Source organism: Ezakiella coagulans (genome assembly GCF_003096635.1).
Taxonomy (GTDB): Bacteria; Bacillota; Clostridia; order Tissierellales; family Peptoniphilaceae; genus Ezakiella; species Ezakiella coagulans.
The window spans coordinates 89940-114186 of the sequence record NZ_QEKV01000001.1; the positions used below are offsets into that span (position 1 = coordinate 89940).

Annotated in this window: 26 protein-coding genes; 16 read left to right on the forward strand and 10 right to left on the reverse strand. The window is 36.3% G+C overall.

The window, feature by feature from the left end:
- Nucleotides 1–546: 546 nt before the first annotated feature.
- The 3 genes from C7381_RS00375 to C7381_RS00385 form a co-directional block, all read right to left on the reverse strand.
- Entirely contained in the window at nt 547–1248 is a 702-nt protein-coding gene (locus C7381_RS00375) for an RloB family protein (protein ID WP_116479482.1), read from the reverse strand.
- Nucleotides 1249–1250: 2 nt separating this feature from the next.
- Nucleotides 1251–2600, reverse strand: a complete 1350-nt coding sequence (locus C7381_RS00380) for an AAA family ATPase (RefSeq protein ID WP_116479483.1) — start codon at nt 2598–2600, stop codon at nt 1251–1253.
- Nucleotides 2601–3740: 1140 nt separating this feature from the next.
- The gene (locus C7381_RS00385) at nt 3741–4643 is read right to left on the reverse strand and encodes a DUF4300 family protein (protein ID WP_116479484.1); all 903 of its coding nucleotides are present in this window, start codon (nt 4641–4643) and stop codon (nt 3741–3743) included.
- Nucleotides 4644–4851: 208 nt separating this feature from the next.
- Here C7381_RS00385 and yedE point away from each other — a divergent pair, with 208 nt between their 5' ends.
- From yedE to C7381_RS00430, 9 genes are all read left to right on the forward strand, one after another.
- Nucleotides 4852–5904, forward strand: coding sequence for a YedE family putative selenium transporter (gene yedE / locus C7381_RS00390; protein WP_116479485.1), 1053 nt, complete (start codon nt 4852–4854; stop codon nt 5902–5904).
- Nucleotides 5904–6104 (forward strand): sulfurtransferase TusA family protein, encoded by a 201-nt coding sequence (locus C7381_RS00395; protein WP_116479486.1) that lies wholly within the window; start codon nt 5904–5906, stop codon nt 6102–6104. Before yedE ends, C7381_RS00395 begins: the two co-directional genes overlap by 1 nt.
- Nucleotides 6105–6220: 116 nt before the next feature.
- The gene (locus tag C7381_RS00400) at nt 6221–6454 is read left to right on the forward strand and encodes a putative Se/S carrier protein (protein WP_116479487.1); all 234 of its coding nucleotides are present in this window, start codon (nt 6221–6223) and stop codon (nt 6452–6454) included.
- A gap of 111 nt (nt 6455–6565) precedes the next feature.
- Nucleotides 6566–7390 carry a hypothetical protein gene (locus C7381_RS00405; RefSeq protein WP_116479488.1) on the forward strand — a complete coding sequence of 275 codons (825 nt, stop codon included), beginning with the start codon at nt 6566–6568 and terminating at the stop codon, nt 7388–7390.
- A gap of 13 nt (nt 7391–7403) precedes the next feature.
- Nucleotides 7404–8624: an aminopeptidase gene (locus C7381_RS00410; RefSeq protein ID WP_116479489.1), complete on the forward strand. Its 1221-nt coding sequence runs from the start codon at nt 7404–7406 to the stop codon at nt 8622–8624.
- Between the two features lie 8 nt (nt 8625–8632).
- Nucleotides 8633–9628, forward strand: coding sequence for a hypothetical protein (locus tag C7381_RS00415; RefSeq protein ID WP_116479490.1), 996 nt, complete (start codon nt 8633–8635; stop codon nt 9626–9628).
- Complete coding sequence (locus C7381_RS00420) at nt 9628–10716, forward strand: cation diffusion facilitator family transporter (RefSeq protein ID WP_116479491.1); 1089 nt, start codon at nt 9628–9630, stop codon at nt 10714–10716. The genes C7381_RS00415 and C7381_RS00420 overlap by 1 nt, the downstream gene beginning before the upstream one ends.
- Nucleotides 10683–11225, forward strand: a complete 543-nt coding sequence (locus C7381_RS00425; RefSeq protein ID WP_116479492.1) for a dihydrofolate reductase — start codon at nt 10683–10685, stop codon at nt 11223–11225. Before C7381_RS00420 ends, C7381_RS00425 begins: the two co-directional genes overlap by 34 nt.
- A 17-nt stretch (nt 11226–11242) precedes the next feature.
- The gene (locus C7381_RS00430; RefSeq protein WP_116479493.1) at nt 11243–11605 is read left to right on the forward strand and encodes a hypothetical protein; all 363 of its coding nucleotides are present in this window, start codon (nt 11243–11245) and stop codon (nt 11603–11605) included.
- 1037 nt (nt 11606–12642) lie between these two features.
- On the opposite strand, the gene C7381_RS00435 is transcribed toward C7381_RS00430, so the two are convergent.
- The 5 genes from C7381_RS00435 to C7381_RS00455 are packed head-to-tail and all read right to left on the reverse strand — an operon-like array spanning nt 12643 to nt 16260.
- On the reverse strand, nt 12643–13296 hold the full coding sequence (locus C7381_RS00435; protein ID WP_116479494.1) for a hypothetical protein: 654 nt from the start codon (nt 13294–13296) through the stop codon (nt 12643–12645).
- On the reverse strand, nt 13297–14151 hold the full coding sequence (locus tag C7381_RS00440) for a metal ABC transporter permease (protein ID WP_245893655.1): 855 nt from the start codon (nt 14149–14151) through the stop codon (nt 13297–13299).
- Complete coding sequence (locus C7381_RS00445; protein WP_116479496.1) at nt 14126–14788, reverse strand: metal ABC transporter ATP-binding protein; 663 nt, start codon at nt 14786–14788, stop codon at nt 14126–14128. The genes C7381_RS00440 and C7381_RS00445 overlap by 26 nt, the downstream gene beginning before the upstream one ends.
- Nucleotides 14788–15921: a metal ABC transporter substrate-binding protein gene (locus tag C7381_RS00450; RefSeq protein ID WP_116479497.1), complete on the reverse strand. Its 1134-nt coding sequence runs from the start codon at nt 15919–15921 to the stop codon at nt 14788–14790. Before C7381_RS00450 ends, C7381_RS00445 begins: the two co-directional genes overlap by 1 nt.
- Nucleotides 15922–15975: 54 nt before the next feature.
- Nucleotides 15976–16260: a hypothetical protein gene (locus tag C7381_RS00455; RefSeq protein WP_116479498.1), complete on the reverse strand. Its 285-nt coding sequence runs from the start codon at nt 16258–16260 to the stop codon at nt 15976–15978.
- Between the two features lie 187 nt (nt 16261–16447).
- Here C7381_RS00455 and rbr point away from each other — a divergent pair, with 187 nt between their 5' ends.
- The 3 genes from rbr to C7381_RS00470 all read left to right on the forward strand — a co-directional run bounded on the left by rbr (nt 16448) and on the right by C7381_RS00470 (nt 18243).
- A complete protein-coding gene (rbr, locus tag C7381_RS00460; protein WP_116479499.1) occupies nt 16448–17029 on the forward strand; it encodes a rubrerythrin in 582 nt (193 codons plus the stop codon).
- Between the two features lie 107 nt (nt 17030–17136).
- The gene (locus C7381_RS00465; RefSeq protein WP_116479500.1) at nt 17137–17694 is read left to right on the forward strand and encodes a TetR/AcrR family transcriptional regulator; all 558 of its coding nucleotides are present in this window, start codon (nt 17137–17139) and stop codon (nt 17692–17694) included.
- Nucleotides 17695–17820: 126 nt separating this feature from the next.
- Nucleotides 17821–18243, forward strand: a complete 423-nt coding sequence (locus C7381_RS00470; protein WP_116479501.1) for a DUF2871 domain-containing protein — start codon at nt 17821–17823, stop codon at nt 18241–18243.
- 167 nt (nt 18244–18410) lie between these two features.
- Here C7381_RS00470 and C7381_RS00475 read toward each other — a convergent pair whose 3' ends face one another.
- Both C7381_RS00475 and C7381_RS00480 read right to left on the reverse strand, forming a co-directional pair.
- Nucleotides 18411–19649 carry an MFS transporter gene (locus C7381_RS00475; RefSeq protein ID WP_116479652.1) on the reverse strand — a complete coding sequence of 413 codons (1239 nt, stop codon included), beginning with the start codon at nt 19647–19649 and terminating at the stop codon, nt 18411–18413.
- Nucleotides 19642–20439 (reverse strand): zinc dependent phospholipase C family protein, encoded by a 798-nt coding sequence (locus C7381_RS00480; RefSeq protein ID WP_116479502.1) that lies wholly within the window; start codon nt 20437–20439, stop codon nt 19642–19644. The genes C7381_RS00475 and C7381_RS00480 overlap by 8 nt, the downstream gene beginning before the upstream one ends.
- A gap of 310 nt (nt 20440–20749) precedes the next feature.
- Between C7381_RS00480 and C7381_RS00485 the strand changes: the two genes are divergently transcribed.
- From C7381_RS00485 to C7381_RS00500, 4 genes are read left to right on the forward strand one after another with little or no spacing between them, the layout of a single operon-like run.
- Complete coding sequence (locus tag C7381_RS00485) at nt 20750–21421, forward strand: ZinT/AdcA family metal-binding protein (RefSeq protein WP_034548045.1); 672 nt, start codon at nt 20750–20752, stop codon at nt 21419–21421.
- Between the two features lie 40 nt (nt 21422–21461).
- Entirely contained in the window at nt 21462–22736 is a 1275-nt protein-coding gene (locus C7381_RS00490) for a metal ABC transporter solute-binding protein, Zn/Mn family (RefSeq protein ID WP_116479653.1), read from the forward strand.
- The gene (locus tag C7381_RS00495; RefSeq protein ID WP_034548041.1) at nt 22729–23430 is read left to right on the forward strand and encodes a metal ABC transporter ATP-binding protein; all 702 of its coding nucleotides are present in this window, start codon (nt 22729–22731) and stop codon (nt 23428–23430) included. The genes C7381_RS00490 and C7381_RS00495 overlap by 8 nt, the downstream gene beginning before the upstream one ends.
- On the forward strand, nt 23424–24224 hold the full coding sequence (locus tag C7381_RS00500) for a metal ABC transporter permease (protein WP_116479503.1): 801 nt from the start codon (nt 23424–23426) through the stop codon (nt 24222–24224). The genes C7381_RS00495 and C7381_RS00500 overlap by 7 nt, the downstream gene beginning before the upstream one ends.
- The last annotated feature ends 23 nt before the right edge of the window (nt 24225–24247 follow it).

A 24247-nucleotide genomic window follows, 5' to 3' on the forward strand; every position in this document is an offset into this window, starting at 1 on the left:
TCGTGAATTATTATGTATAAAAATGCAAACATGGCCGTAGCGGGATGGCACTGTGTGTCCTCCCGCCCAAACTGCGGCATATTTTTCAATATGCCTCACTCCTAAAATATTTCATCTAAGCGTTTCTCATCGAAAATTCCGGGCAAATGGGTGGATTGTTGATTTTTGCGATAAGGCTTTTAGAATGTATGATTTTGCAAACGCAGGACGTAGCGTCGGGTTCACAATCGACGTCAACGACTCATTTCTCCTTCCGTCGAAATATCGTCGGACGTCTTTGCATAAGGCCTACCATCGTGTTTTTGATTTTGTCAAATCAAAAAGCACGGGTTAGGTCTATAACATCCCGACGCATGGGATATGAATCAATACACGATTGTGAGTGATGATATTTAGGAATAAACAAACATTGTATGATCTTCTCATAAAAAATTTCGGGCAAATAAAAGCGTTTTTATTTGTAGAAGATTGCAAACCATCATACGTAATATAATGCCCCCTTATTTCCGTGTTTGGATTTAAGGGGGCATTACAATTGTCGGTTTTTTATTTGGCTTTATCTTGAATTATGTCTTCTATAATTTTTCCAATATTACTACTTACATTTCCTTTTATATTATGGATGTCTTGATTTATTTTCTTTTCTTGTTTAATTGCAATTTTAATGTTTTTTGCAAAAGTTCCTATTTCTTTATTCTTCTTTGCATTTATACCGGTGATTTCTGATAGTAGTTTAAAAGCGTAACTATATCTGTCTTTATCGTCTTTTGTTAAAAATTTATTTTCATTGTTTTGTATAAATTTTTCATAACTATTTTCAATGTGAAGCAGCAAAAATAGTTCAAAGCCTGGATTTGTAACAGCGGCGATGTCATCTTCTTCAATTGTTGAAATAAGCTCATCATAGCCTTTCACCTTTTCTTCAAAAATATCGCCGTCAAATACAATTATCATCTTATCGTGCTCAATATCGAAGTTGTTTTCCGGTTTTTCTTTTTGATTTTTTGCAAATTTTACAAGATTTTTTGCGTATGATATATCACGATCTTTTCCGGTTTTTTCCCATAAGCATATATCTATTAAGCTGTGAATCGCTAGTTCTTTTCTCATATCAATCAGTTTTTTAAAGTAATAGACTTCGGTATTTGCGCCTTCGCAAATGAAGATATATTTTCTAAAAGGTTCTATTTGTTCTTTCAAGTCGGATGTTCTTTTGTTCCATCCGGAGTAAGACATTATTGGTTTCATTGCTATTCCTCACTGAATGAAAATTGCTTGAATATAGGAATTGCACCATATCGGCCTTCAAGATATGCTTCTTTTAATTTTTTATCATATCTTTCTTTAAATCTGTCCAAAGAATAAATGTGACTTGAATTATGATCGTCTCTTTCAATAAACCAAATTTCATCTCTTCTAAACAATGTTTGATCCATTATTGTATCTTCATGGGTGGTAAACACAAGTTGCATTTTTGCATTTTCATGAGCTTTCATAAATGTTTTTAAAAAATGTTCAGTGAGTTTAGGGTGTAAACTTCGCTCCAATTCATCAACTACAAACAACGAGTCCGGTCTATCGGTTAAAATCATATCGATTAGATCAAACAATCTTTTTGTACCGTCAGATTCTTCGGAAAAATCAAAGTCAAAAGCGGATTTTCCGTGTTTTAATACAAGTGTGGTAATTTCAGGTTCACTGTTTTTATCAACACGGATATTAAAAAATCCGTCAGCAATTCTACATGTGAGTTGTATTCCTTTATTCTCTAAATTTTGAAGCTCTGATTTAATTTTTCCAAAGATGTCTTGCATTATAGGAAGTGGCACAATTTTACCCATTTCATCAATTGAAATCTTTTTGGTTTTTATATCGGTAATCCCTGTGTCAAAATTTCTAATCAGTTTGGTTATATTTTCAAGGGATTCGTCGTGATAATAGCTTTCTGTGTTGGCAAGGCTAATATTTGGATTTATTAAAATTATATTATTCATAATCCATGAAAATGACTCGCTGAAAAATTTAAGTTTGGAATTTTCGTCATATTTTTTGACGCGATTCATCTCTGACAAAAACAATCGGTCATTTTGTCCGACAAAATCTGCACTATATACATTAAATCTAGCATTTTCTTCTTCTGATAATTTGACGTTTTCTCCGATTTTTAGCTCGTTGTCTACTCTGCTGAAGAGTTCCTTTGCATTTCCATCTTGCAGAAGTTCAAAAAGCCATTCATTTGTAATTCTTCTTTCGCTTAAAACAACAGAAAAACCGTATGCATAAAAAGTGTTTCCAACAGTAAATTGCAATTCGAAAACACTTTCTCTATTTTTATTTGCTCCCTTGTTTCTACAAAAATCATTTACACATTCGAGCGGAACACCGTTTTTCAAAGTCGACTTTATAAATGCAAAGGCGTGAACCAAATTGGATTTTCCGGAAGCATTTGCACCATAGATTGCAGCATTTTTCAAAATCTTAGTCTGCTTTATTTGCATCCTGTGAGTTGCCATAGCACGAATTTTGCTTGAAGATAGCATGGATAATTCTTCTCTATCATCAAAGGATTTGAAATTTTCAACTGAAATTTTTATTAGCATAATGGGTCCTCCTCTTTAGATAATTATATCATGAAGAATGTTTTTGTGTCAATATGAAAACAACTATTTAGAGATATTTTCTCTAAATAACTATTTTAACTTTATATTTTATAAAACAACGTTGTTGTTACGTACAAACAACTTTTAAACGACAAAAATGGCGGGAGGACATCGTTACTCCTTACGTCGTAACGTATGCCGTCCCGCTACGGACGCGTGCAAACGCATATACAATCGAACAAATCATCTTTGCGGAAAATGCTTATCGGCGATATTTTTGATTCTATATTTTATTGCAATAACGTTGTTGGTGAAGACACATATTTCATGTACACAAAAATGGGCGGCGGGATGTGACCCGCCGTTACGTTCTGTGGAACACACATTGACGGATGAAATTATATATTGTAACAATTTTACACGAAGTAAATATTACAATGTGAATGCGAATATATAAACATGTTATTTTTATGTATGAATGTGCAGACTTTGTAGCGGCGTGGTGCACAATCGACGTCAATGACTCATTTCTCCTATTCGTCGAAATATCGTCGGACGTCTTTGCATAAGGCCTACCATCGTGTTTTTGATTTTGTAAAATCAAAAAGCACGGGTTAGGTCTATAACATCCCGCCGCCTGGAGTATAGATAAATACACATGTATAACCATTTATGGCTTTTAATTTTTGAACGCCGTTTGTATTACCGACCATTTTTTTATCCATCGAACAGAAATCTTCGATTTCGTAACCGAACGCGTAAAAAGGTGTATCGCCGCCGAATAGGAGAATGCATAGATAAAATTGTAAAACACACAATGATGGGTGGAATTAAAAATCATTTGGCATTTTGATTTCTATATTTCATTGCAATAACGTTGTTGGTGAAGATACATATTCTATGTACACAAAATTGGGCGGCGGGATGTGACCCGCCGTTACAGATAACACAAGCGTTTACGGCGAAGATTTATGTATAAATACGCATCCGTAAAATGTATAAACAATTGCAAGAATATATATTTGTATCACCGCAAATATGTCTTTATCCAATTTTTACATAAAAACAATTACCTTTATTTCAACCCCACATCAATAATATTTTTCCAACAAAAAATCGCCGGTTTTATTCGGCGATTTTTTATTTTTGGATTTTATCATATTCCGGGTTTTGTCGGAAGTTTTTCATAAGTGTTCCGTTTTCAAATATAAATGGTCGTGTGGTTTCTTGGTTGTATTCGATGTCGTATTTTTCCATGAGGTAGTCCGAAAGTTCGGTGCGATTGTTCAGTATGAGTGCTTGGTATGGTTCATTAAAGGAAAGTTTTTCAATGAACATCAGTTTGTCTTCGCAAGGAACAAGGACTCCGGTGTGACCGATGAATAGTATGTTTCCATCGATTTCGTCGTCGTTATGGAACCAAACCGATATTATTTTTGCGTTAATGTTGCCGTTCCATTTTATTCCACGCGAGCTCACAGCTTTATCAATTTCCGATATTTGGTCTTTTTTGTCGGTGCTGAACTTTGCTTGGACCGGAGCGTAGAATGTTTCGAATTTGTTTAGTTCATCTTTTGTAAAAAGATTCGGAAATTCATTTTCGATTGAATTTTTATCGAAGTCGAGTGTGCTTGTGTTGTCGTTTGCACTTCTTTCAACTTCGATGTTTCCAAGCATTAGCTCAAATGTGTTTATTCTACAGTTAGAGCCGATTTTATTCGGGTTTTTGTAGAATTCGTCAACAGTTTTTGTGTAGTCGGTGTTTATGCTTTCGGTTTCAACAAATCCGTTTTTATATGGAAGCTCACCATTTACGTCTTTGTTGTAAGTTTTTACCATGTCCATAAATTTGTCAACTTTTTCTTCAGAGAGACCGCTTTCGATGAGTTTTTCACGACAGAGCTTTTGGTCTTCTTCGGAATATATATTTGAAACTTTTATTTTTTTGAGCGGGCGTGCATTTTCGTCTTCGCAACCCGTAAATAGATATAGTAAACTTGCGAATATTACAAATATCACCAATGTATTTTTTATTGTTTTCATATTTCCTCCTTCGCATGGGCGATATCTATCGCCACTGCTAAATATTACATTATATTCATATAAAAATCAAGTGTGGCAAGTCACATTTAATTATTTGTAATCTTTAGTATAGATTTATGTTATAGGTTTTTATAAAGTTATTATGATTATCTATTGGTATTTATTGTTATATTGTATTATAATAGAAGTTATAAGGAGGTTTTATACTATGAAGAAGAGAAATCTTTCGCTTTTAATAGGCGGACTTATCATTGGTGCAATCGGTGCACTTTTGGTATACTTCGGAAATCCTGGAAACATGGGTATTTGCGTCGCATGTTTCTGGAGAGACGTTGCCGGCGCAGTAGGACTTCACAAGGCACCGGTCGTTCAATATTTGAGACCTGAAATTTTAGGTTTCGTAATCGGAGCATTAATTGCTTCCACACTTGGCAAGGATTTTAAATCCCGTGGCGGCTCAAGCCCTGCATTAAGATTTATTTTAGGATTCTTTTTAATGATCGGTGCTTTAATTTTCCTCGGATGCCCACTAAGAATGTTACTTAGAATCGGCGGAGGCGACATGAACGCAGTAGTTGGTCTACTCGGTTATGTTGCAGGTATCTTGGTCGGTATTGTTTTCCTCAAAAAGGGATTCAGTTTGGGACGTGCTCACAAACAATCAAAGCTCGGCGGATATGTTATGCCGGCAATTTCAATTGCACTTTTAATTTTATTATTAGTACGTCCTGATTTCATTGCATTCAGCGAAGAAGGACCTGGCTCAAAGCACGCATCTGTTATTATTTCACTCGCAGCAGGTCTTATTGTCGGAGCAATTTTACAAAGAACAAGATTATGTACAGCTGCAGGTTTCAGAGATGCAGTTTTAATCAAGGATTATTCACCGCTTCTAGGTCTTTGCGGCGTTGTTGTCGGTGCACTTGTTTTAAATTTGGTTCTTGGACAATTCCATTTTGGATTTGAAGGTCAACCTGTTGCACACACAAATCATTTGTGGAATTTCCTCGGCATGACACTTGTAGGTATTTGTTCATGTCTATTGGGCGGATGTCCTATAAGACAAACAATTCTTTCCGGTGAAGGCGACCAAGACGCAGCTGTTGTTGTTTTAGGTCTTATTGTGGGTGCTGCATTTGCACACAATTTCGGTCTTGCTTCCAGCGGCAAAGGCGTTACACCGAACGGTATGATTGCAGGCATCATCGGTCTTGTAGTTGTTGTACTAATCGGTTTATTTTGTAGAAGGGAGAGAGCATAATGCTTGATACAAGAGGATATGCATGCCCTGAACCTGTCATTATGACAAAAGGCTTAGTTGACAAGGGCGAAAAGAAAATCGAGGTTTTAGTTGACACAACCGTTGCAAAGGAAAATGTTTCGAGATTTTTAATTTCAAACGGATACAAAGTTACGGTTAGTGAAAATGATGATGAATTCACAATTTCAGCAATGAAATAGTTTTTTAATTTCGCCCTTAGGGGCGAATTTACATATATGAAAATATTATATTATACACATTCGGGCTTGCAATTGCGAAGCGATTCTTAGTATAATATAAAAAAGGAGATATAAGAATGATAGTTGTTACATTTCACCAATTGACTGATGCACTTATGTTTGAAGAAAGTGCAAAGAAGAACGAGCCGGAGTTCAGATTGATTCCTGTGCCGAGAAAGATTTCGAGTTCGTGCGGTCTTGCTGCGAGAACGTCAATGAGCGTCGAAGATGTTAAAAGAATATTGGCTGAAGAGGGTATTGAGTCCGACGGAATTTACAAAGAAGAGAATAATGATTATTTAAAACTTTAATTTTTGGCAGGTGTCGACCTGCTTTTTTGATTGAAAAGCTGTAAGTTGTAGTTATTTTTAAGGCTTTATCGGGTATATAATTAAGTAGATTTAGTATAAGGAGGGGTGTTTGTGGATTTAATTAAACTTACTTGTGATTTTGAAGTTTGGAAGATTGCCAATAATCTGGCCGAAGAGTTTTATCCTGTTGACTATCCTGAGGAGAGAAAGGCCGACAGAGAACGGCTGATAGATTTTAAAGACGGGCTTAGAAATATTAAGAAATCAAAGCATCAACTGGGAAGAAACTTGGAAGAGTTGGATAAGTTTTTGGCATATTTGAATCCTAAGAGAAGATGGGAGTACTCAGATTTGTCGATGATTGATTCACTTTATATGGTCGAGATTCGAGCAGAGGACTTGTTCGATTTGATGGAGAGAGGCGATATAAGGTTTAAAAAGACGGATGTCTATGATATTTATAGATTTTTATTTGAACATGAAATTTACGATAGAGAAGCACTCGTATTTTTGGCAAGTGTCTATGAAATAGCGTTGCCGCAAAAAATTGATTGGTTTGAAGCGAGCGATGAATATGAATTTGACGATTCAGATATTTCAAAGGCGAGAAAGATTTTAAAAGTTGAGATAAAAGATGTAAAAAAGGTTGTAAACGATTCAAATAAAAAGACAAAGTCGGCACCTAAAAAAGTTGCACCTGAAACGAAAGTCACAACTGTAAAGAAGAAGTCTACAGCAAAGTCGGATTCAAAAGAGAGCGAAACTGTAAGTGTGAAAAAGTCGGATATCAAAATAAAGAACAAATCTAAGTCTGATTCAAAGAGCACAAAGGCTCCGACAAAGAAAGTAGCAACAAAGAAAGTAGCAACAAAGAAAGTAGCAACAAAGAAGTCTGAGACAAAAACCACATCGAAGAAAAAGAAAACGGATAAATAAATTTGGAGGATATATGAACGATAGATTATATGCAGAGTTAATAGTAAACAAGGCACTCAATATTAAAGACGGTTCAATTTTAAGAATTAGAGCAAACACTGAAAATTTACCATTTGCAAGAGAAGTTGCAAGAATGGCTTATGAAAAAGGTGCAGCTGAAGTCAAGGTCGACATCAAAGATGAAGCAATCGAAAGGCTCAACATGGAACACATGAGCGAAGAAAGGCTCGAACATTTCGGCAAATACAATCTCGATGAAGCTGTTGATTATGCTGAAGACGGATGTTTTTATCTTTCGATAACAGGTGGAGATCCGGATCTTTTTAAAGGCATTGACCCGAAGAGAATTGCGATGAGATCAAAGGCTGCCGGCAAGGTTATGAAACCTTCAATGAAATACACGATGAACGATATGAACAGTTGGTGCGTTGTGGGTTATCCGACAGTCAAGTGGGCAAAAAAGGTTTTCCCGGATTTGAGCGATGACGAAGCTGTAAAAAAACTTAAAGAAGCAATTTTTAAAACTGTTCGTTTGGACAGAGAAGATCCGTTTGCCGCTTGGGATGAACATCTTGAAAAGCTGGAAAGTCGCGGTAAAAAATTAAATGAATTGCAATTGGACAGACTTCACTACACGACAAAGAAGGGGACGGACCTCACAATAGGTCTTCCGGAAAACCACGTTTGGATGGGTGCTGTTTCAGAAGATGACAGAAAAAATATTTTCCTTCCGAACCTTCCGACAGAAGAAATTTTCACAGCTCCTGACAAAAATAGAATTGACGGAGTAGTTTATTCGACAAAGCCTCTAAATTTGAGCGGCACTATTGTCGATGAATTTAAAGTTGTTTTTGAAAAGGGCAAGGCTGTTGAAGTGAGTGCAAAGCATGGCGAGCAAAATTTGAAGGATTTGATTAAAACCGATGAAAATGCATCAAGTCTCGGTGAAGTTGCACTTGTTTCGGTTGAAAGTCCTATAAATCGTTCGGGACTCATTTTTATGAACACACTTTTCGACGAAAATGCAAGTTGCCACTTGGCATTCGGGGCTGCATATCCAACCTGCTTAAAGGGCGGAGACAAGATGACCGAAGAAGAGCTCGATAAGCACGGCATCAATGATTCGCAAATACACGTGGACTTTATGGTTGGTGATGAAACGCTTGAAATTGTCGGCTACGACAAGGAAGGAAAAGAATATAAAATCTTTGAAAACGGAGATTTTGTGATTTAGGTGATTAAATGACTTTTGATAAAAAAATTAGAGATAAAAACGCAGCCGGGGGCTACGGAATAAGGGGTATTTTTAAAGACACTTTTGAATTTGTAAGCAAAAATCTTTTGGTTGTAGTGATTCTTTTGTCGATTATCGTTTCGATTATTCCTGCAATTTCAGGAGATGGATTTTTGCTTAACAAAACTACGACACTTGAAAGCAGAACGGGCATTATGAAAACGGAGGTTGAAACGGACAGCCCGATGGAATCTCTTCAAAAAGCGGTGCAGGCTATAGTAAATATTCTATTTTTGGTATATTTCTTTAGAAAAGCAAAGGGTTACGAATTTAGAGACAGAGGAGTTTATGGAAAAGCAATTGCAAAGTCGATTTTGATGTCGCTGTTTGTGAGTTTGGTTTCATTATTTCCGCTGATACTTCTTATGGTCATAACTGCTTATTTGCCTATATTTATGGTATTTGTTGCATTTGTTGCAATAGCTTTGGCATATTTTACTTCGACGGCGCAAATTGCAGTCGTGGAAGATCCGGACAGAAAGATTATGAGTTCACTAAAAGTTGCACTTTCTACATTCAAGAAAAAAGGTTACGTTAAAAACATTTTGATTATTGTTTTAATAACATTTTTCATTACGTTTGGAGCAATTTTAATCATAAATTTTGCTGTTTTTAAAAACTTCGAATTTTGGAAATCCTTTAGAGCACTTACAAAGATTTTTGAATCCGGAATTGGCGGACATATTTTAATTTTCGTTATATCGTTTGTAATAAACGCTATCAGTTTTTATCTAAACTCAGCTGTCGCAGCGGTTTATCTGATTTATACCGAAGGGAGCGACGATTTGGAGCAATATCCGGATAATTTAGAAGGATATAATGCAGACGTTTTTAATAAGTACGGCGAAAATGAGCATGAAGCTGAAAACAAAAGCAATTTCTTTGATGAATACGAAAAGAACTTTTATAAAGGAAAAGATGAAGAGAACGACGGGGAAAAATAATGTTTCAAAAACTTATTAAAAGTAAAAAAGGTTCCGAAAGAATAGGTGAAATCGGACTTGCTGTCGCATTGGTGCTTGCGGTACCGAAAATGATTTTGGGATTTGCAACAGGCTCTATATCCGTTCTTGCAGATGGGGTAAACAACCTCATGGACAGCTTCGTTTCGATTTTAACCATGGTCGGCATGCGAATGAGCAGAAAGCCGATGGACAAGGACCATCCGTATGGATACGACAGAATCGAGTATATAACCGGGTTTATCATTTCGGTTGTGACTGCGATTATCGGTATTCAATTTCTCGTAAAGAGCGTCGGCGGCATAGTTGATCCGGAAAAGACTGACATTGACACAATTACAAGGGCATTTATGATATTGTCGATAGTTCTGAAATCCGGATTTTCACTTTTAAATCACGAATACTATCTGAATTTTAAAAGTACAATTTTTAAGGCAAACAGACAGGATGCACTTTTTGACGTTGTAATTTCCACAACGGTTCTTTTAACGAGTTTTTTCTTTGCAAACTATCCCGTTTTGGACTCGATTGTTGCACTAATAATTTCACTTATACTTCTATACTCGGCATATGAAACTTTGAAGGACACAATCTCCCCTTTGATTGGTGAAAAGCCGAGCGAAGAAGACTTGAAGGCGATTGAAGATGCACTAAGCAGCTCTCCGATGATTAATTCAATTCACAATATATATGTAGACAGAAAATCAATGGATCATGTTTTTGCAACGGCAGACGTTGAGGTGGATCCGGATTTAACGGTTCGTGAGGCACACGATGTTATTGAAAGGCTTACGGTTGAACTCAGAGAAAAGACAAATATTGATTTGGTTGTTCATATAGAGCCGAAAATTGTAGGCGGAAGACGTCTTGAAATAAAGAAAGCCATTGAAGAAATTGCGGGAGTTAAAGGCGTTCACGACGTAATTTTGGGTGAAAGCAATATAATAACAATTGCAGTTGATGAGAATAAACTTGAGAAAGTTGAAAATATAAAGGTAAATGTTTTGAATAGACTGAAAGAAAAGGACGATAACAGATGGATAATAGAGACAGTGGTAGACTTCAGGTAGACCTTGAGACCATAAACAAAAGAATAGAAGACGGCGGGGTTTCCATAATTTTGGCATGCGATTTAAATTATGGCATTGGCATTGACGGCGACATGCTATTTTGGATCGATGACGATTTGAAAAGATTTAAGGAAATCACCATGGGAAAAAATCTTTACATGGGCCGAACAACTTTTGAATCCACAGGACCGCTTGAAGGGAGAAAAATGATTGTGCTTTCTTCGAAAAATCCTGAAGGTGCAGACGAAGTTATTCACGACTTCGATGAATTCAGAGAAAGACTTAAAAACGACAAAAACGGAATGCTTATCGGCGGAGCAAACACAGTGAATTCGATGATTGAGGACATTGACTATATGTATCTTACAATAGTTCTTAAAAAGTATAAGGCGGATTCAACGATTTTGAACCCGATAAAAAATGGATTTGCTCTAGAAAATGAGAGCAAAATAATGTTTGACGAAAAGACAGGTTTGAACTACAAATATGTAGTTTTTAAACGAAAATAATATTCAAGGAGGAAATTATGAATATTTTAGAAAAATTGGGAATCGGAAACGATGCAGGACAAATTACTGAAAAAATCAAGGAATTTATCGACAAGGAAGATTTGGGAGCTGTAAAATCGCTCGCTGACAACTTGGATGCAAGCACATTGACAGGCATCTTAAATAAACTCGAACCGACAATTTCGAAAGTACTTTATGCACTCTTGCCTGACGACATGGCAAAGAACATCATCGACAAATTGGAACCGGGAGTGAAAAGCGAAATCGATAAAATTGATACGACATATCTTGAAGACATTAGGAAAAAAGCAGAAAATTCAAATATTGTGGATGATGTTGTGGATAATGTGAAGGATGCGATAGGAGGCCTTTTTAAATAGGGGTGGGTTTATTTGCGGTTATTTTCGCGATAAACGCTTGATTCAATATTTTAGTCGTTGCGACGTACTTGCCAGTACGCCTCACTCCTAAAATATTTCATCTAAGCGTTTCTCATCGAAAATTCCTCGCAAATTACAATGTTTATATGGGAATCGGTAATCACCGGTTCTCTTTTTTTGTTTGCACGCTAATTTGCGATGATTTTCGCGATAAACACTTGATTCGATATTTTATAGACGCAGCGTTGTTGTTACGGACCTACAACATTTAAACGACAAATATGGCGGTACCCTTCCCGTGCTCAAACACGAAATCGGAGATTTCTTTTTCGCTCGGTTGGGCACAGGAAGGACTTATCGTTGTTCCTTACGTCACAACGTATGCCGTCCCGCTACAGATGCGTACACACGCATATACAATTGTTCAAACAAAATAATGTTATAAATATGAATGTAATAATTTATGTAGAAATATGTACACGCTGTCCGTAGCGGCGACCAGTTTTTTTATCCATCGAGCAGAAATTTTAATTTCGTCGCGAGATGAGATAAAAAGGTGTATCGCCGCTAAGATGGAAAATTGCCGGGGAATATTTTGGGAAGATTGTTTTGCGAATATAGTTGTGGAAATTGTATGGGGGGTTCAACATTATTTTGGCATAGCGTTGTTGGTGGGGTTGTAAATTGCACGAACGTGATATATGGCGTGAGGATTCACAGAACCGTCACGCTACGGCTGTGTTTGCGAATGCATGCAATTGGAAAACATTTCGGCGTGGGAAATATTTGCTGGTGATATTTTTGGTTCGATATTTTATGGGCACAGCGTTTTCAATTTCTCACAATTTATACACGCTGTTATTTGCGAGGATATTTTGATGAGAAACGGCTAGATTGAGAGTTTTAGGAGTGAGGCATATTGATAAATATGTCGCAACGACTAAAACACGAGATCAGTCGTTTATCGCAAAATAGCCCGCAAATAAAAAAGAACCCACAAAAAAACTCCATAATACATAGGTATTACAGAGTTGTGCTTATTTTCCCTCAGGTTTTTTCTTTTCAATTTTTGCGTTTACAAGTCGACAAAGGGGCATCGGGATGTCTTCGACAGTGTAGCTTTCGAGTGTCCCGGTCACAATTATGTCGTCGCCGTCGTCAGGGTACTTTTCGTCGCTGTTACTTGAAATGAATTCAAGCCCTTGAGCACAGCAGGCGAGAGCGTCTTTTATAAGGCAGTAATGAGTCATACTTTTACCTTCTGTGGTCGGGAAAGTGTATGAGTTTCCGTAAATTTTAAAGGTTTTTCCGGAGTAGCTTTCAGGGTCCTGTACAACCATAAAGACAGTCGCATAAATCATATCTGAGTTCATTTGAGTCAAGTCATAGTCGATATCTTTTTTATTTTTATCGTCGACTTTTTCAGGCTCTTTTTTATCATTGCTTTCTTTATTTTCTTCGTCAACTTTTTTTACGTCATCTTCGGTTGCTTGAAAATCATCTTTAAGTGCTTTATCGCTCTCACTTTTTTCCTTTTTTTGTTCTTCTTTTTTCATTTCAGCTTCAATTGTATCTTTGACGCTTTTCGATGTGGAAAAAAGTTGATTTCCGGTTTCGCGTTTTTTTCCACAGCCTGCAATTGCGATAAAAATTATAAATATAATAAAGAATTTTATAAATCTATTTTTCATTTATTCACCTCGCACGATGTTATAAATTTTACATAATACAAAGAGCACAACATTTGCACCAACGATTGTGGAGCCGACAGGAGTGCCGACAAGAATTGCAAATACGATTCCAAAGACTGCACAAAATACCGAGAACACAACGGATAATATGCAAACGCCTTTAAATGAGTGGGAAACTTTCATTGATGAAATTGTCGGAAAAACAATTAGAGCTGAAACGAGAAGCGAGCCCACAAGTGTCATTGCAAGAGAGATTACAATTGCGATTATTATTGACAACAAGAGATTTGTAAGTTCTGTGTTTACACCGGTTGCTTTTGCATATTCGCCGTCAAATGTTACGGAGAAGATGTTTTTGTAGTTGGTTATAAAAAATATTAAAACCAAAATTGAGAGCAGTACACAGCTGTAAACGTCTGAGAGTTTAAGTGTTAAAATCGAGGTTGAGCCGAAAAGTGTGGTGCAGACATCAACTGCGACGTTAGGTCCTGTTTTAAACACGTTCATGACAAGATAGCCGAGTGCAAGAGCGGATACTGCAATCATTGCAATTGCCGCGTCGGATGTAAGGCTCATTTTCTTTCCCGAGTTTAATAGAAGTATTGCCGTTAAAATTGTTACGGGAAGAATCAAGTACATTTTGTTGGTGAGCCCGACAACTGTCGCAACGCTCATTGAGCCGAAAGCAACATTTGAGAGGCTGTTTCCAATATAGCTGTATCTTTTAAGCACAAGCACAACTCCTAAAATTGAAGAAGCGAGTGCGATTAAAACACCGGTTACAAGAGCATATCTCACAAACGGGTAATCCATATACATCAAAAATTTATTAAAGAGTTCCATTTTTGTAGTCATCCTTTTTGCCGAAGAAGAAGTTAGTTCCGAGTTTCAAAACGTGACTTGCATATTTCAGTGCATCAGTCGTGTCATGACTGATCATTATTATTGTTGTGCCGGATTTATTTAAATCATTTATAAGTCGATACATATTTTCACGTGCACCGACGTCGAGCCCGGTGACCGGTTCGTCTAAAATCAGAACTTTTTTATTGCTAACGAAAGCACGAGCAAGTAAAACTTTTTCCTGTTGTCCTCCGGAAAGTTTTGAAAAAGGTCTGTTCTTTAAGTCGAGAATGCCGAAATTATTCAGAGCCTCATAACATTTTTTCTTTTCAGATTTTGTGTAGAAACACAAAAAATTAGGTCGATTTCCGGAGATTACAACCTCATAAACGGTTGCCGGAAAGTCGGGAGCCATCGAGAAAAGTTGTGGAAGATAGCCTATGTCCTCCTTACTAAGACCGTCAAACACAATTTCACCGCCGATCGGCTTTAAAAGTCCCAAAATTGTTTTTATGAGAGTGGATTTACCGGTTCCGTTTTCCCCCAAAACAACAAGATAATCGCCTGAATTAATTTGTATGTTTAAAGAATTGGAAAGGATTTGACGTTTATAACCGAACGCCAAATCCTTAACATTAATCGAGTACATTAATTTAAACCCGCCTTGAGTGATTCGAGATTTTCTTCCATAACTTCGAGATAGCTTGTGTTGTCGTTTGAAGTGACGGATTCAAGAGAATTTAAAACGCGAATTTCTTGAGTTTTATCTTTTGTATTTTCTTTAACCGTTTCAGCAATTTTGTGGTCTGAGTCGGAAAGAGTGAAAATTGATTTTAAGCCGAGTTCATCAACTTTATTTGCCAAGAAAACAATAGTTTCAAAGCTTGCTTCAGATTCTTGTGAACAGCCTACAAATGCGGCATAGTACTTCAAATTGTAATCATCAACCAAATATCTGAACGGGAATCTGTCACCGAAAAGAACGGTGCCGAATTTTTGATTTGTGAGTTCTTCTGAATATTTTTTATCCAAAGCATCCAATTTTTCAACATAAGCTTTTAAATTTTCATCGAACTTATCGGCGTATTTTGGACTGAGTTTCTTTAGATTTTCACAGATAGTGTTGCAAACGAGTTTTGCATTCTTTAAAGAAAGCCAAACATGTTCATCCATTTCGACTTCGTCATCGTGGTGGTGATGATGATGTTCGTCTTCATCTTCATCGTGATCGTCCTTTTCGTCATGGTCGTCCTTTTCATCGTGATCATCCTCGTCATGGTCGTCTTTTTCATCATGGTCATGGTCGTGATCTTCGTCTTCGTCTTCCATGCCTTCAATAACTTCTTCCGGTTTGATGTTGTCCTTTAAAACTTCCATCATATTTATTGCAGTGACATTTGGACTTTCTTTGATTGCGTCCGGTGCCCATTCGTCGGATTCTCCACCGACATAAACAAAGAGATTTGCATTTTTTATGCTAGTAATATCTTCTGCTGTAGGTTCGTAGTTGTGAAGATTTACACCTTTGTCGGTCAAATTCTTCACAGTTACATTTGTATCCTTTGAAATTTCGTTAACCCAATCGTATGATGGATAAATATTTGTTACGACGCTTATTTCATCATCAGCTTTATTTTCGTCTTTTTCTGAAGTTTCTGTGTTTTCTGCAACAGTTTTTGTGTCTTCTTTTTCTTCTTTAACTGCACCGTCTTTCTTTGCGCAGCCGCTAACCAATAGCACTGTTAAAAGTGCAATAATAATTAATTTAATTTTACCTTTCATATTATATAACCTCCAAATATTAGAATAAATTTTTTTGTTGATGCGATTTATAATCTAATCATTTATTCTAACCTTCAGATCGATAGGGGTTTCCTTTAAAACTTTTTCAAAATTATATTTTCTTTCTATTAATATAAAAATTTTGAAAAACAGAGCGAAGAATATAATCGAAACGGCGATTCTATTTCTTTCATTTACATTCACAGCTTCTATGTAGCTGCAAACCGAACATTTGTGGTGTGTGCAAATATGATTTGTACAGAAAAGTGCCGCACATGTAAAAACAATCGTTAGCACGAGAAAAATAAGCGTGAATGCCACAATAAATTTTTTGTTCATAGAATCACCTCCTTAATATGAAATCTATTATCATTTTCATTATAGAGTTTTTCGATTTCGTTGTCAAGAAATTGATAAGCAAATGAAAAACAAAATTCTTGGGAAAGAAATAAGTAAATATGTGTTTAAAACAGATTTAATGGGTATATATAGTACGTGATAAAAATATACTTGGGGAGGTATTAATATGGAATTAAAAGGTTCAAAGACAGCTACAAACCTTATGACTGCATTTGCAGGCGAATGCCAAGCAGTTATGAGATACAAGATGTACGCTAGTCAAGCAAAAAAAGAAGGATTGGAAGTAATTCAAGCAGTATTTGAAGAAACAGCAGAAAATGAAAGAGCTCACGCAAACAGACTCTACAAATACTTGAAAGAAGAATTAAATGATGAAGGTATCACAATCAACGCTGAATATCCTGTTCACTTGGGAGACACTCTCACAAATTTGAGAGCAGCTGCTGAAGGTGAAGAATATGAACACGAAGACATGTATCCTACATTTGCAAAAATTGCAAAAGAAGAAGGATTCACAGCAATTGCTGCAACATTGAAAGAAATCGGTGAAGTTGAAGAACATCACGACAAGAGATACACAGCACTTGCAGATAGACTCGAAAAAGATAAACTCTTTGAAAGAGATGAAGAAGTTTATTGGATTTGTCTAAACTGCGGATATGTACACAAGGGCAAAAAAGCTCCTAAGAAATGTCCGGCATGTGATCACCCACAAGGATTCTTCAAAGTTTTACTCGAAGATTATTAGAGACTATGCCGTCACACATGTGGCGGCTTTTTATTTTTTTAAATAAAAGGTGACAAATTAAAAAAAACATGTTATAATATAATTGTAAAGTTTTGAGAGGAGAAAAAATGGCAAGCCCGATCATTTCAAAAGAATCGATTTTAAAAGTCGCAAAAGAAATTGTTTCAACAGAGGGACTGAACGCTTTAAACATAAGAAAAGTTGCAAGAGAAAGCGGCATTGCCATTGGTTCGGTTTACTACTACTTTCCGTCTAAAGACGATCTACTGATCGATGTTATTGAAGGCGTATGGGAAGATATTTTTAAGTTGGATTATGCGGGTTGCGAAGAGAATTCGTTTGTTGAATATATAGAAAGAATTTTCAATCATACCGCAGAAGGCATAAAAAAATATCCGAACTTTTTTACGATTCATTCGCTCAGCTTCAAAGCACAAAATATGAACAAAGCAAAGGGCTCGATGCGAAAATATCTCGAAAAATTTAAAGCCAATCTCAAGATTTCAATCGATAGGGATGCAAATGTAAATCAAGATGCATTTGATGCGGACTTTACAAAAGACAAACTTGTGCAATTTATTATATCAGGGCTTGTGTCGCTTGTAATTCAAAAGAATTACGACACGATGACGCTGATAAATATGATAAAGAAAATATTATACTAGAATCTCACATTGAGTGAGATTTTATTTGAACAGCTATTGAACATTGTTCAAACGGATGAAACCATTTAGAACCATTTGCCGAAAAGACAGACAAATGTTTTAAAATAAAACGAAAGGAGAAAACATATGACAAAAAAATTGGTTAACCTCTCATTTATCTATGCGATAATTGGACTCATTGCGGGGGCATTTTATCGTGAATTCACAAAATACCTGGGATTTATGGGCAAAACAACTTTGTCTGTTGCTCACACGCACATATTGGTGCTCGGTTCTCTTATATTTTTAATTCTAGGACTCTTTTCAATGAATCTTAAACTGGAAAACGAGAAAACTTTTAGAACATTTTTTGTAAGTTATAATGTCGGATTTGTTATTACAGCTTCGATGATTATACTTCGCGGACTCACAGAAATAATGGATTGGTCAAAAAATAAAGCACTTGATGCTTCAATTTCGGGCATCGCCGGTGTAGGCCACGTTATTATCATGGTGGGATTTGTATATTTGTTTATCACGCTCAAAAGAGCGATTGATAATAGAGCTTGAGATTGATGTTTGAAAGCTCAAAGCAAGATATTCTTATATTCAAGAAATCTTAAACTCCTTTGAAATAAAGGACTGGCCACGGTCCTTTATTTTTTATGTAAAAAATATGTAAGTTGATATTAGTATTCATACAAAAAAAGAAGCTAAGAAAACATAGCTTCTTGTTATTATGCTTTAACTTTTACATCTCTGTCGAAGACGAAGTATCCGATTATAAACAGGGCTACGAGTGCCATTATGCCGTATTGTTGTTTTTCGGTTATGTCGGTTACGACTGCAATAAGGAGTGTGCCGAATATGCTTGCACCTTTTCCGAATATGTCGAATACTCCGAAATATTCTCCACTTTTTTCAGGCGGAATAATTTTTGCGAAGTAGCTTCTAGAAAGTGCTTGAATTGCTCCTTGGAACATTCCGACGAGAATCGCAAGTATCCAAAATTGCGTGAGGTTGTTTAAAAATGTTGCATAGAGAGTGATAAGTCCATATGCGACAATTGTGATCTTTAAAAGTGTTTCGGTTTTATATTTTTTTGAAATGCGCCCGAAGTAAATTGCACATGGGAACGCAACGATTTGTGTTGCAAGAAGGGCAAGGATAAGACCTGCCGAATCTAGCCCCAAACTTTCGCCGTATGCGGTTGCCATTCCGATTATTGTGTAGACTCCGTCGATGTAGAAAAAGAATGAGAGGAGGAAGTATCTTATTTTTTTATTTTCTCCAATTTCTTTTACGGTTTTTAAAAGTCTCTTAAATACAACTTTCGGTGTTGTGTTTTGGTTTTCAATGTAGTATTTTTGTTCGTATGTTTTTATCAAAGGCATAGAGAAGAACAGCCACCAAGCTGCATTCAGTGCACATATTATTATCATCGAGGTCGAAAGGGATAGACCGAAAAGGTCGCCGCCTTTTGTCGCAAGTACGATGCTTAGAATAAACGGAACACAGCTTCCGATGTAACCCCAAGCGTAGCCGAATGAACTCACCTCGTCCATTCTGTCGTTTGTCGTTATGTCGGGGAGCATGCTGTCGTAAAAGACGAGAGAGCCGTTAAATCCTATTTTCGTTATGATAAAAATTGCTAAAAATACAATCCAATTTGTTGTGAGTGGTTGTATGAGAAGTCCAATTATTCCTATAAAGAGAAATATTTGAAACATCGGTTTTCTTTTTCCGCGGCCGTCACTTATTGCTCCGAGTATCGGGCTTAAAATTGCAATCACGAGTGTTGAGATTGTCATAGCATAGCCCCAGCTTGCAAGATAGTCCGAGCTTGAGAGTGAATTTTCTCCGATTGATTTAAAAAGTATCGGGATAATTGTGGTTGCAAGAAGGATATATGCACTGTTTCCAACGTCATACTTTATCCAGTTTTTTTCGAGTTTTGTTAATTTTAATTTAGACACCGTTAAAATCCTTTCTGTAAATTTCAAGTTCTTTGCCGTTTTCAAACATATATTCCAAAGTTTTATCCAAAAATTCAGGGGCGATTTTCAAATTGTCGCCGTACATTTCGGATAAGATTTTGTTTGAATTTTCAGCATAAGAAAATGGTTTTCGAGTAATGAGTTGTCCGCCGAAATTATATTTTTGATTTATCAAAGTGAGAACCCCCAGTATAAATTTTTCCTTTAGGAGCGAATCGTTATGAAAAAAGTTTTTCACAAATGCCATATTGGAAATTGAGGTCTCAACATTTTTATAATCCACCTTGTCAAAGTCTTTGTAGATTGGAAAAATATATTTTGCTGCACTTTTATCGGGAATAAGAACCGATTGTTTAAATTTAAACTCGCTTTCGCCGTCAAGATTCAAATAGTATCTGTCGAGTTCGCTTTCAATATTTAAGTGACCGTAGTCTTCTCGTTTGAGCGACTCAACTGTCGGGTGAAGTGAACAGTCCAAAAGGAAGTGAAGCACAAGTCCCAAAAAATAGCTTCCTGTTTTTGTTTCGAGATCTTCGGGTTTGAAATTCTTTTTTATTGTTGTAAGCACGTCTGAAAATTTTGTGTTGTGAATATCAGTTCCGGGATTTTTACCCTTGATTGCATTATTTATATTGAAGAAGAACAAATCCGGGCCTTGATTGCCGAATAAAAAAAGTTCTTTGTCGAGATTTATAATTCTCTTTATCCGCTCCGGTGCAATTTTTATAAAGTCGCGACCGAAGTGATAGTGCGTGTAAAAACTTGGCATATATCTCCTTTCGTAGAGTTATTTTATTATTTTTATTATATAATAGTTTCAAACAAATATCAATTTAAATACATTTAATACTTGTTATACTTTTGCAAAATGAAAATGGCTTGAGAACCAAAACAAAATGATATCGATAATCATTATCATATTAAAAACTTTGTATGAAAGCACTAACAATTAATTATATAAAAATTCAATATACTGAACAGAATTCAGTTATCTGCGACTAGCTTTTTGTGTTAAACTTATGATGATGGTTCAGATATTTCAATGCGAACCAAATTTATTTAATTTTTTGGAGGTTTATATGAAGAATTTAAGAATGTTTTTGATTGCAGTTCTTGTTGTTTCTATGTCATTCATAGTAGGCTGCAAAAAAACAAATGAAAATGAAGGTAAAAAAGAGGATGCTGCCGCAACAACTACGGAGCAACAAACTACAGAAGACAAGTCAAACGAAAACAGCGAAGCTGAAAAGAACGACGAAGCTTCAGTTCAAATGTGGGAAGGCGATTGGAATTCTATTGACGGTTATTATGATGAACCTGAAGTAAAAGAAGCAATCGAAAAAGCTGCAAAAGAAAAGAACCAAACATCTGAAGAATATATCAAAGATTTGGACAAAACTGTAGGAACAATTTATAAGTCTATGCACGTTGACAAAGATGGAATTACTCTTTATGACGGCAAAATCGGCGAAGGAAAAGAAATGGCAAAAATAAATTGCACATTTAAAGAAAAGATTGAAGTTCCACACGGAAATAAAACTTTGAACTGGTTTGTTTTCGAAACGGATTCAAAAGATGTTCCAAAATATATTGCACTTATGCAAATTCACGGAGAAGAACATTTGGCTCACTTCCACGCAAGATTTACAGATGATCTCAAGGAAGTAAGTGATGAAGAAAATGGTTGGTTCCCAACATTTGTAAGAACATCTTCAGACATTGAAGATATCGCTGAAGAGTTGACCGAATAATATGCTGAAAAAAGGAAAATTTTTAATTTTTTTCCTTGTAATGTTGACGTTGGTCGCATGTATAAAAGACGATAAAAGAAGCGTAGACAAGGAAAAACCTCTTGTTTATGCTTCTTTTTTTCCGATTTACAATCTGACAAAAATGGTTGCAAAAGACGATGTTGAACTTAGAAGTTTTATGCCGACAAGTGCAACCGTTCATGAGTGGGAGCCGACGGCACGCGATTTGAAAAAACTTAAAAACGCAGACCTTCTCATCATAAACGGTGCGAACGTAGAAAGATGGGCCGACAATATAAAGGAAAGTCTTCCGGATTTAAAAATTCTGAGATTATCAGATAACGTTGACCTTATAAGTTACACCGGGGCAGCATCGCTTGGTGATTTTCAACTCATGACAAGATATGATTACAAGGAAAAAAGACAAAGTATAGTATTTGGGCATACGCACGAAGAATATTTAAGAGTTGCATTTAAGAAAGATGACGGAAAGCATACAAATGATGAACTTATAAAGATTGGACGAAAGATTATGGAGGAGATGGGAGATGAAGTTCGTCAAGATCACGTTTTGCATGTTGAAGACGGAAAAGTTTACAGCATAAAGATGCGTCACGAGTCGGGTGAACTGGAATATGTTCTTCCGGAAGAAGGAAAATGGATAGTTTATACGGACCGTTTGCCTGAAGATGTTCTTCCGTTCGAATTTTACGAAGGGGAAAATGAAATCAAGGGCGAAGAAATTTTGCGAGGAAGCAGTCAAGAGGTGGATAAAGTAACATACGATCCGCACTCGTGGCTATCTATAAACAATGCAAAGACGTATGTAAACACAATTGCAAGAGAGATTGAAAATCTTGTTCCGAAAAAGTCCGCAGAGATTGAATCGAGAAGATTTAATGCAGTGGACAATCTCACACTTTTACAAAGAGAGTATAGAAATAAGTTTAAAGAGCTAACTAATAAGGAATTTATAGTAATGCACTATGCATTTCAATATCTTGCAAGGGATTTCAAGTTGATTCAATATCCGCTTCAAGGGCTCACATCTATGGACGATCCAAGTATAAGGTCGATGGTTAGAGCGATTGACTATGCGAAAAAATCCAATATAAAGACTATATTTTACGAATACGGGGCACCGAAGTCGGTGGCAAATGTTATTGCCGAAGAAATTGACGGCGGGGACATTAAGCCGCTTGCAAGTATGGAATATATTATTCCCGGACAAACTGTAGACTCGATGGATTATTTAGAGCTTATGAGAATGAATCTTGAAAATTTATATGAGGAGATGAAACGGCAAAATGAATAGCATAAGTATAAAAAATTTGAATTTCAGCTATGGCAGTCATCAAGTTTTGAAGGATATAAATCTTGAGGTCGAAGCGGGAGAATTTATAGTAATTATTGGAAACAACGGTAGCGGGAAGTCCACTTTTATAAAAAATCTGCTCGGCGAATTGAAGCCTAATGTAGGCTCAGTTGAAATTTCAGGTGAAAAAATTCAAAACATTAAATCTTATAAAGAAATTGGTTATGTGCCTCAAATGAGCGTTGTCGGAAAAATAGCATTTCCTATAACTGTGAGGGAAATGGTTGTTTTGAATTTGTATGAAGATTTCGGATTTTTTAAATTTCCGAAGAAAAAGCATTATAAAAAAGCAGATGAAATTTTGAATTATCTCGATATTGATTCATACAAAAATAGACCGGTAAATGAGCTTTCGGGTGGACTTCAACAAAGGACAATGATTGCAAGGGCGATGATTAATGATCCGAAAATTTTGATTCTTGATGAACCGACGGCAGGAGTTGATGAAACAAGCAGGCGAACATTTTTGAAATCCATTCAAAAGTTGAATGACGATAAAAACATAACGATTATATTGGTTACCCACGAACTCGATGAGGTTATGGAGTTTACAAAAATCAATCGAACATATGAAATCAAAGACGGAAAACTGATGGAGGTATGTTTGAACAAAGAGGGGGATAAAATATGTTAGAATATGCATTTATGAGAAAAGCACTTCTGGTTGGATTATTTCTTTCTGTAATGGTTCCAGCCATCGGTGTTGTAATGGTAAATAGAAAAACCTCAATGATCGGAGACGCACTTTCCCACGGGGCACTTGCCGGCGTAGGAATGGGACTCATACTTGGATTTGATCCGCTTATAGGAATGATTATTATTTGCATAGTTGCAGCATATTTGATTGAATTTATAAGACATCGCTTTCCGCAATACGGAGATATGGCAACAGCAATAATTATGAGTGTGGGGCTTGGTGCAGCATCGATACTTTCGGACTTCGCACCGGGCGGAACGTCGCTTCAGTCTTATCTATTCGGAAGCATTGCATCCGTTACGATGAACGACGTTATAAATGCGTTCATTGTTTTTGTGCTTGTAGTGTTTGCAAGCATAAAAGAGTATGCCGGTTTACTTGCAATAGCGATTGACCCGAACACTGCAAGATTGTCGGGTGTAAAAGTAAAACGTGTAAACGCAGTGTTCACACTTTTGAGTGCGGTTACAATTGCAATGGCTGTAAAACTTGTAGGAGCACTTATGGTGACTTCGCTTATTGTTCTTCCGGTTGCAACCACACTTATTTCATCGAGATCTTACAAAAGTACACTTATAATAACGACGGTTCTCGGAATTATATATATGATGTCGGGGATTGCCGCATCTTATTATTTTGACATAAAACCGGGCGGGGCAATTATTGTTGCTGCACTTTTGGGAATGCTGGCTTTTTGGATTTCAAAGAAAATAAGAGTAAAACAAAAATAGTATTTAGAAATAAAAGCGAATTG

Coding starts and splice junctions, on each gene's coding strand:
- C7381_RS00385 (WP_116479484.1), bottom strand. CDS start 4,643: ATGAAAACAATAAAAAATACATTGGTGATATTTGTAATATTCGCAAGT.
- C7381_RS00410 (WP_116479489.1), top strand. CDS start 7,404: ATGAACGATAGATTATATGCAGAGTTAATAGTAAACAAGGCACTCAAT.
- C7381_RS00450 (WP_116479497.1), bottom strand. CDS start 15,921: ATGAAAGGTAAAATTAAATTAATTATTATTGCACTTTTAACAGTGCTA.
- C7381_RS00375 (WP_116479482.1), bottom strand. CDS start 1,248: ATGAAACCAATAATGTCTTACTCCGGATGGAACAAAAGAACATCCGAC.
- C7381_RS00435 (WP_116479494.1), bottom strand. CDS start 13,296: ATGAAAAATAGATTTATAAAATTCTTTATTATATTTATAATTTTTATC.
- C7381_RS00470 (WP_116479501.1), top strand. CDS start 17,821: ATGACAAAAAAATTGGTTAACCTCTCATTTATCTATGCGATAATTGGA.
- C7381_RS00455 (WP_116479498.1), bottom strand. CDS start 16,260: ATGAACAAAAAATTTATTGTGGCATTCACGCTTATTTTTCTCGTGCTA.
- C7381_RS00500 (WP_116479503.1), top strand. CDS start 23,424: ATGTTAGAATATGCATTTATGAGAAAAGCACTTCTGGTTGGATTATTT.
- yedE (WP_116479485.1), top strand. CDS start 4,852: ATGAAGAAGAGAAATCTTTCGCTTTTAATAGGCGGACTTATCATTGGT.
- C7381_RS00465 (WP_116479500.1), top strand. CDS start 17,137: ATGGCAAGCCCGATCATTTCAAAAGAATCGATTTTAAAAGTCGCAAAA.
- C7381_RS00495 (WP_034548041.1), top strand. CDS start 22,729: ATGAATAGCATAAGTATAAAAAATTTGAATTTCAGCTATGGCAGTCAT.
- C7381_RS00415 (WP_116479490.1), top strand. CDS start 8,633: ATGACTTTTGATAAAAAAATTAGAGATAAAAACGCAGCCGGGGGCTAC.
- C7381_RS00425 (WP_116479492.1), top strand. CDS start 10,683: ATGGATAATAGAGACAGTGGTAGACTTCAGGTAGACCTTGAGACCATA.
- C7381_RS00395 (WP_116479486.1), top strand. CDS start 5,904: ATGCTTGATACAAGAGGATATGCATGCCCTGAACCTGTCATTATGACA.
- C7381_RS00440 (WP_245893655.1), bottom strand. CDS start 14,151: ATGACTACAAAAATGGAACTCTTTAATAAATTTTTGATGTATATGGAT.
- C7381_RS00430 (WP_116479493.1), top strand. CDS start 11,243: ATGAATATTTTAGAAAAATTGGGAATCGGAAACGATGCAGGACAAATT.
- C7381_RS00490 (WP_116479653.1), top strand. CDS start 21,462: ATGTTGACGTTGGTCGCATGTATAAAAGACGATAAAAGAAGCGTAGAC.
- C7381_RS00400 (WP_116479487.1), top strand. CDS start 6,221: ATGATAGTTGTTACATTTCACCAATTGACTGATGCACTTATGTTTGAA.
- C7381_RS00380 (WP_116479483.1), bottom strand. CDS start 2,600: ATGCTAATAAAAATTTCAGTTGAAAATTTCAAATCCTTTGATGATAGA.
- C7381_RS00445 (WP_116479496.1), bottom strand. CDS start 14,788: ATGTACTCGATTAATGTTAAGGATTTGGCGTTCGGTTATAAACGTCAA.
- C7381_RS00485 (WP_034548045.1), top strand. CDS start 20,750: ATGAAGAATTTAAGAATGTTTTTGATTGCAGTTCTTGTTGTTTCTATG.
- rbr (WP_116479499.1), top strand. CDS start 16,448: ATGGAATTAAAAGGTTCAAAGACAGCTACAAACCTTATGACTGCATTT.
- C7381_RS00420 (WP_116479491.1), top strand. CDS start 9,628: ATGTTTCAAAAACTTATTAAAAGTAAAAAAGGTTCCGAAAGAATAGGT.
- C7381_RS00480 (WP_116479502.1), bottom strand. CDS start 20,439: ATGCCAAGTTTTTACACGCACTATCACTTCGGTCGCGACTTTATAAAA.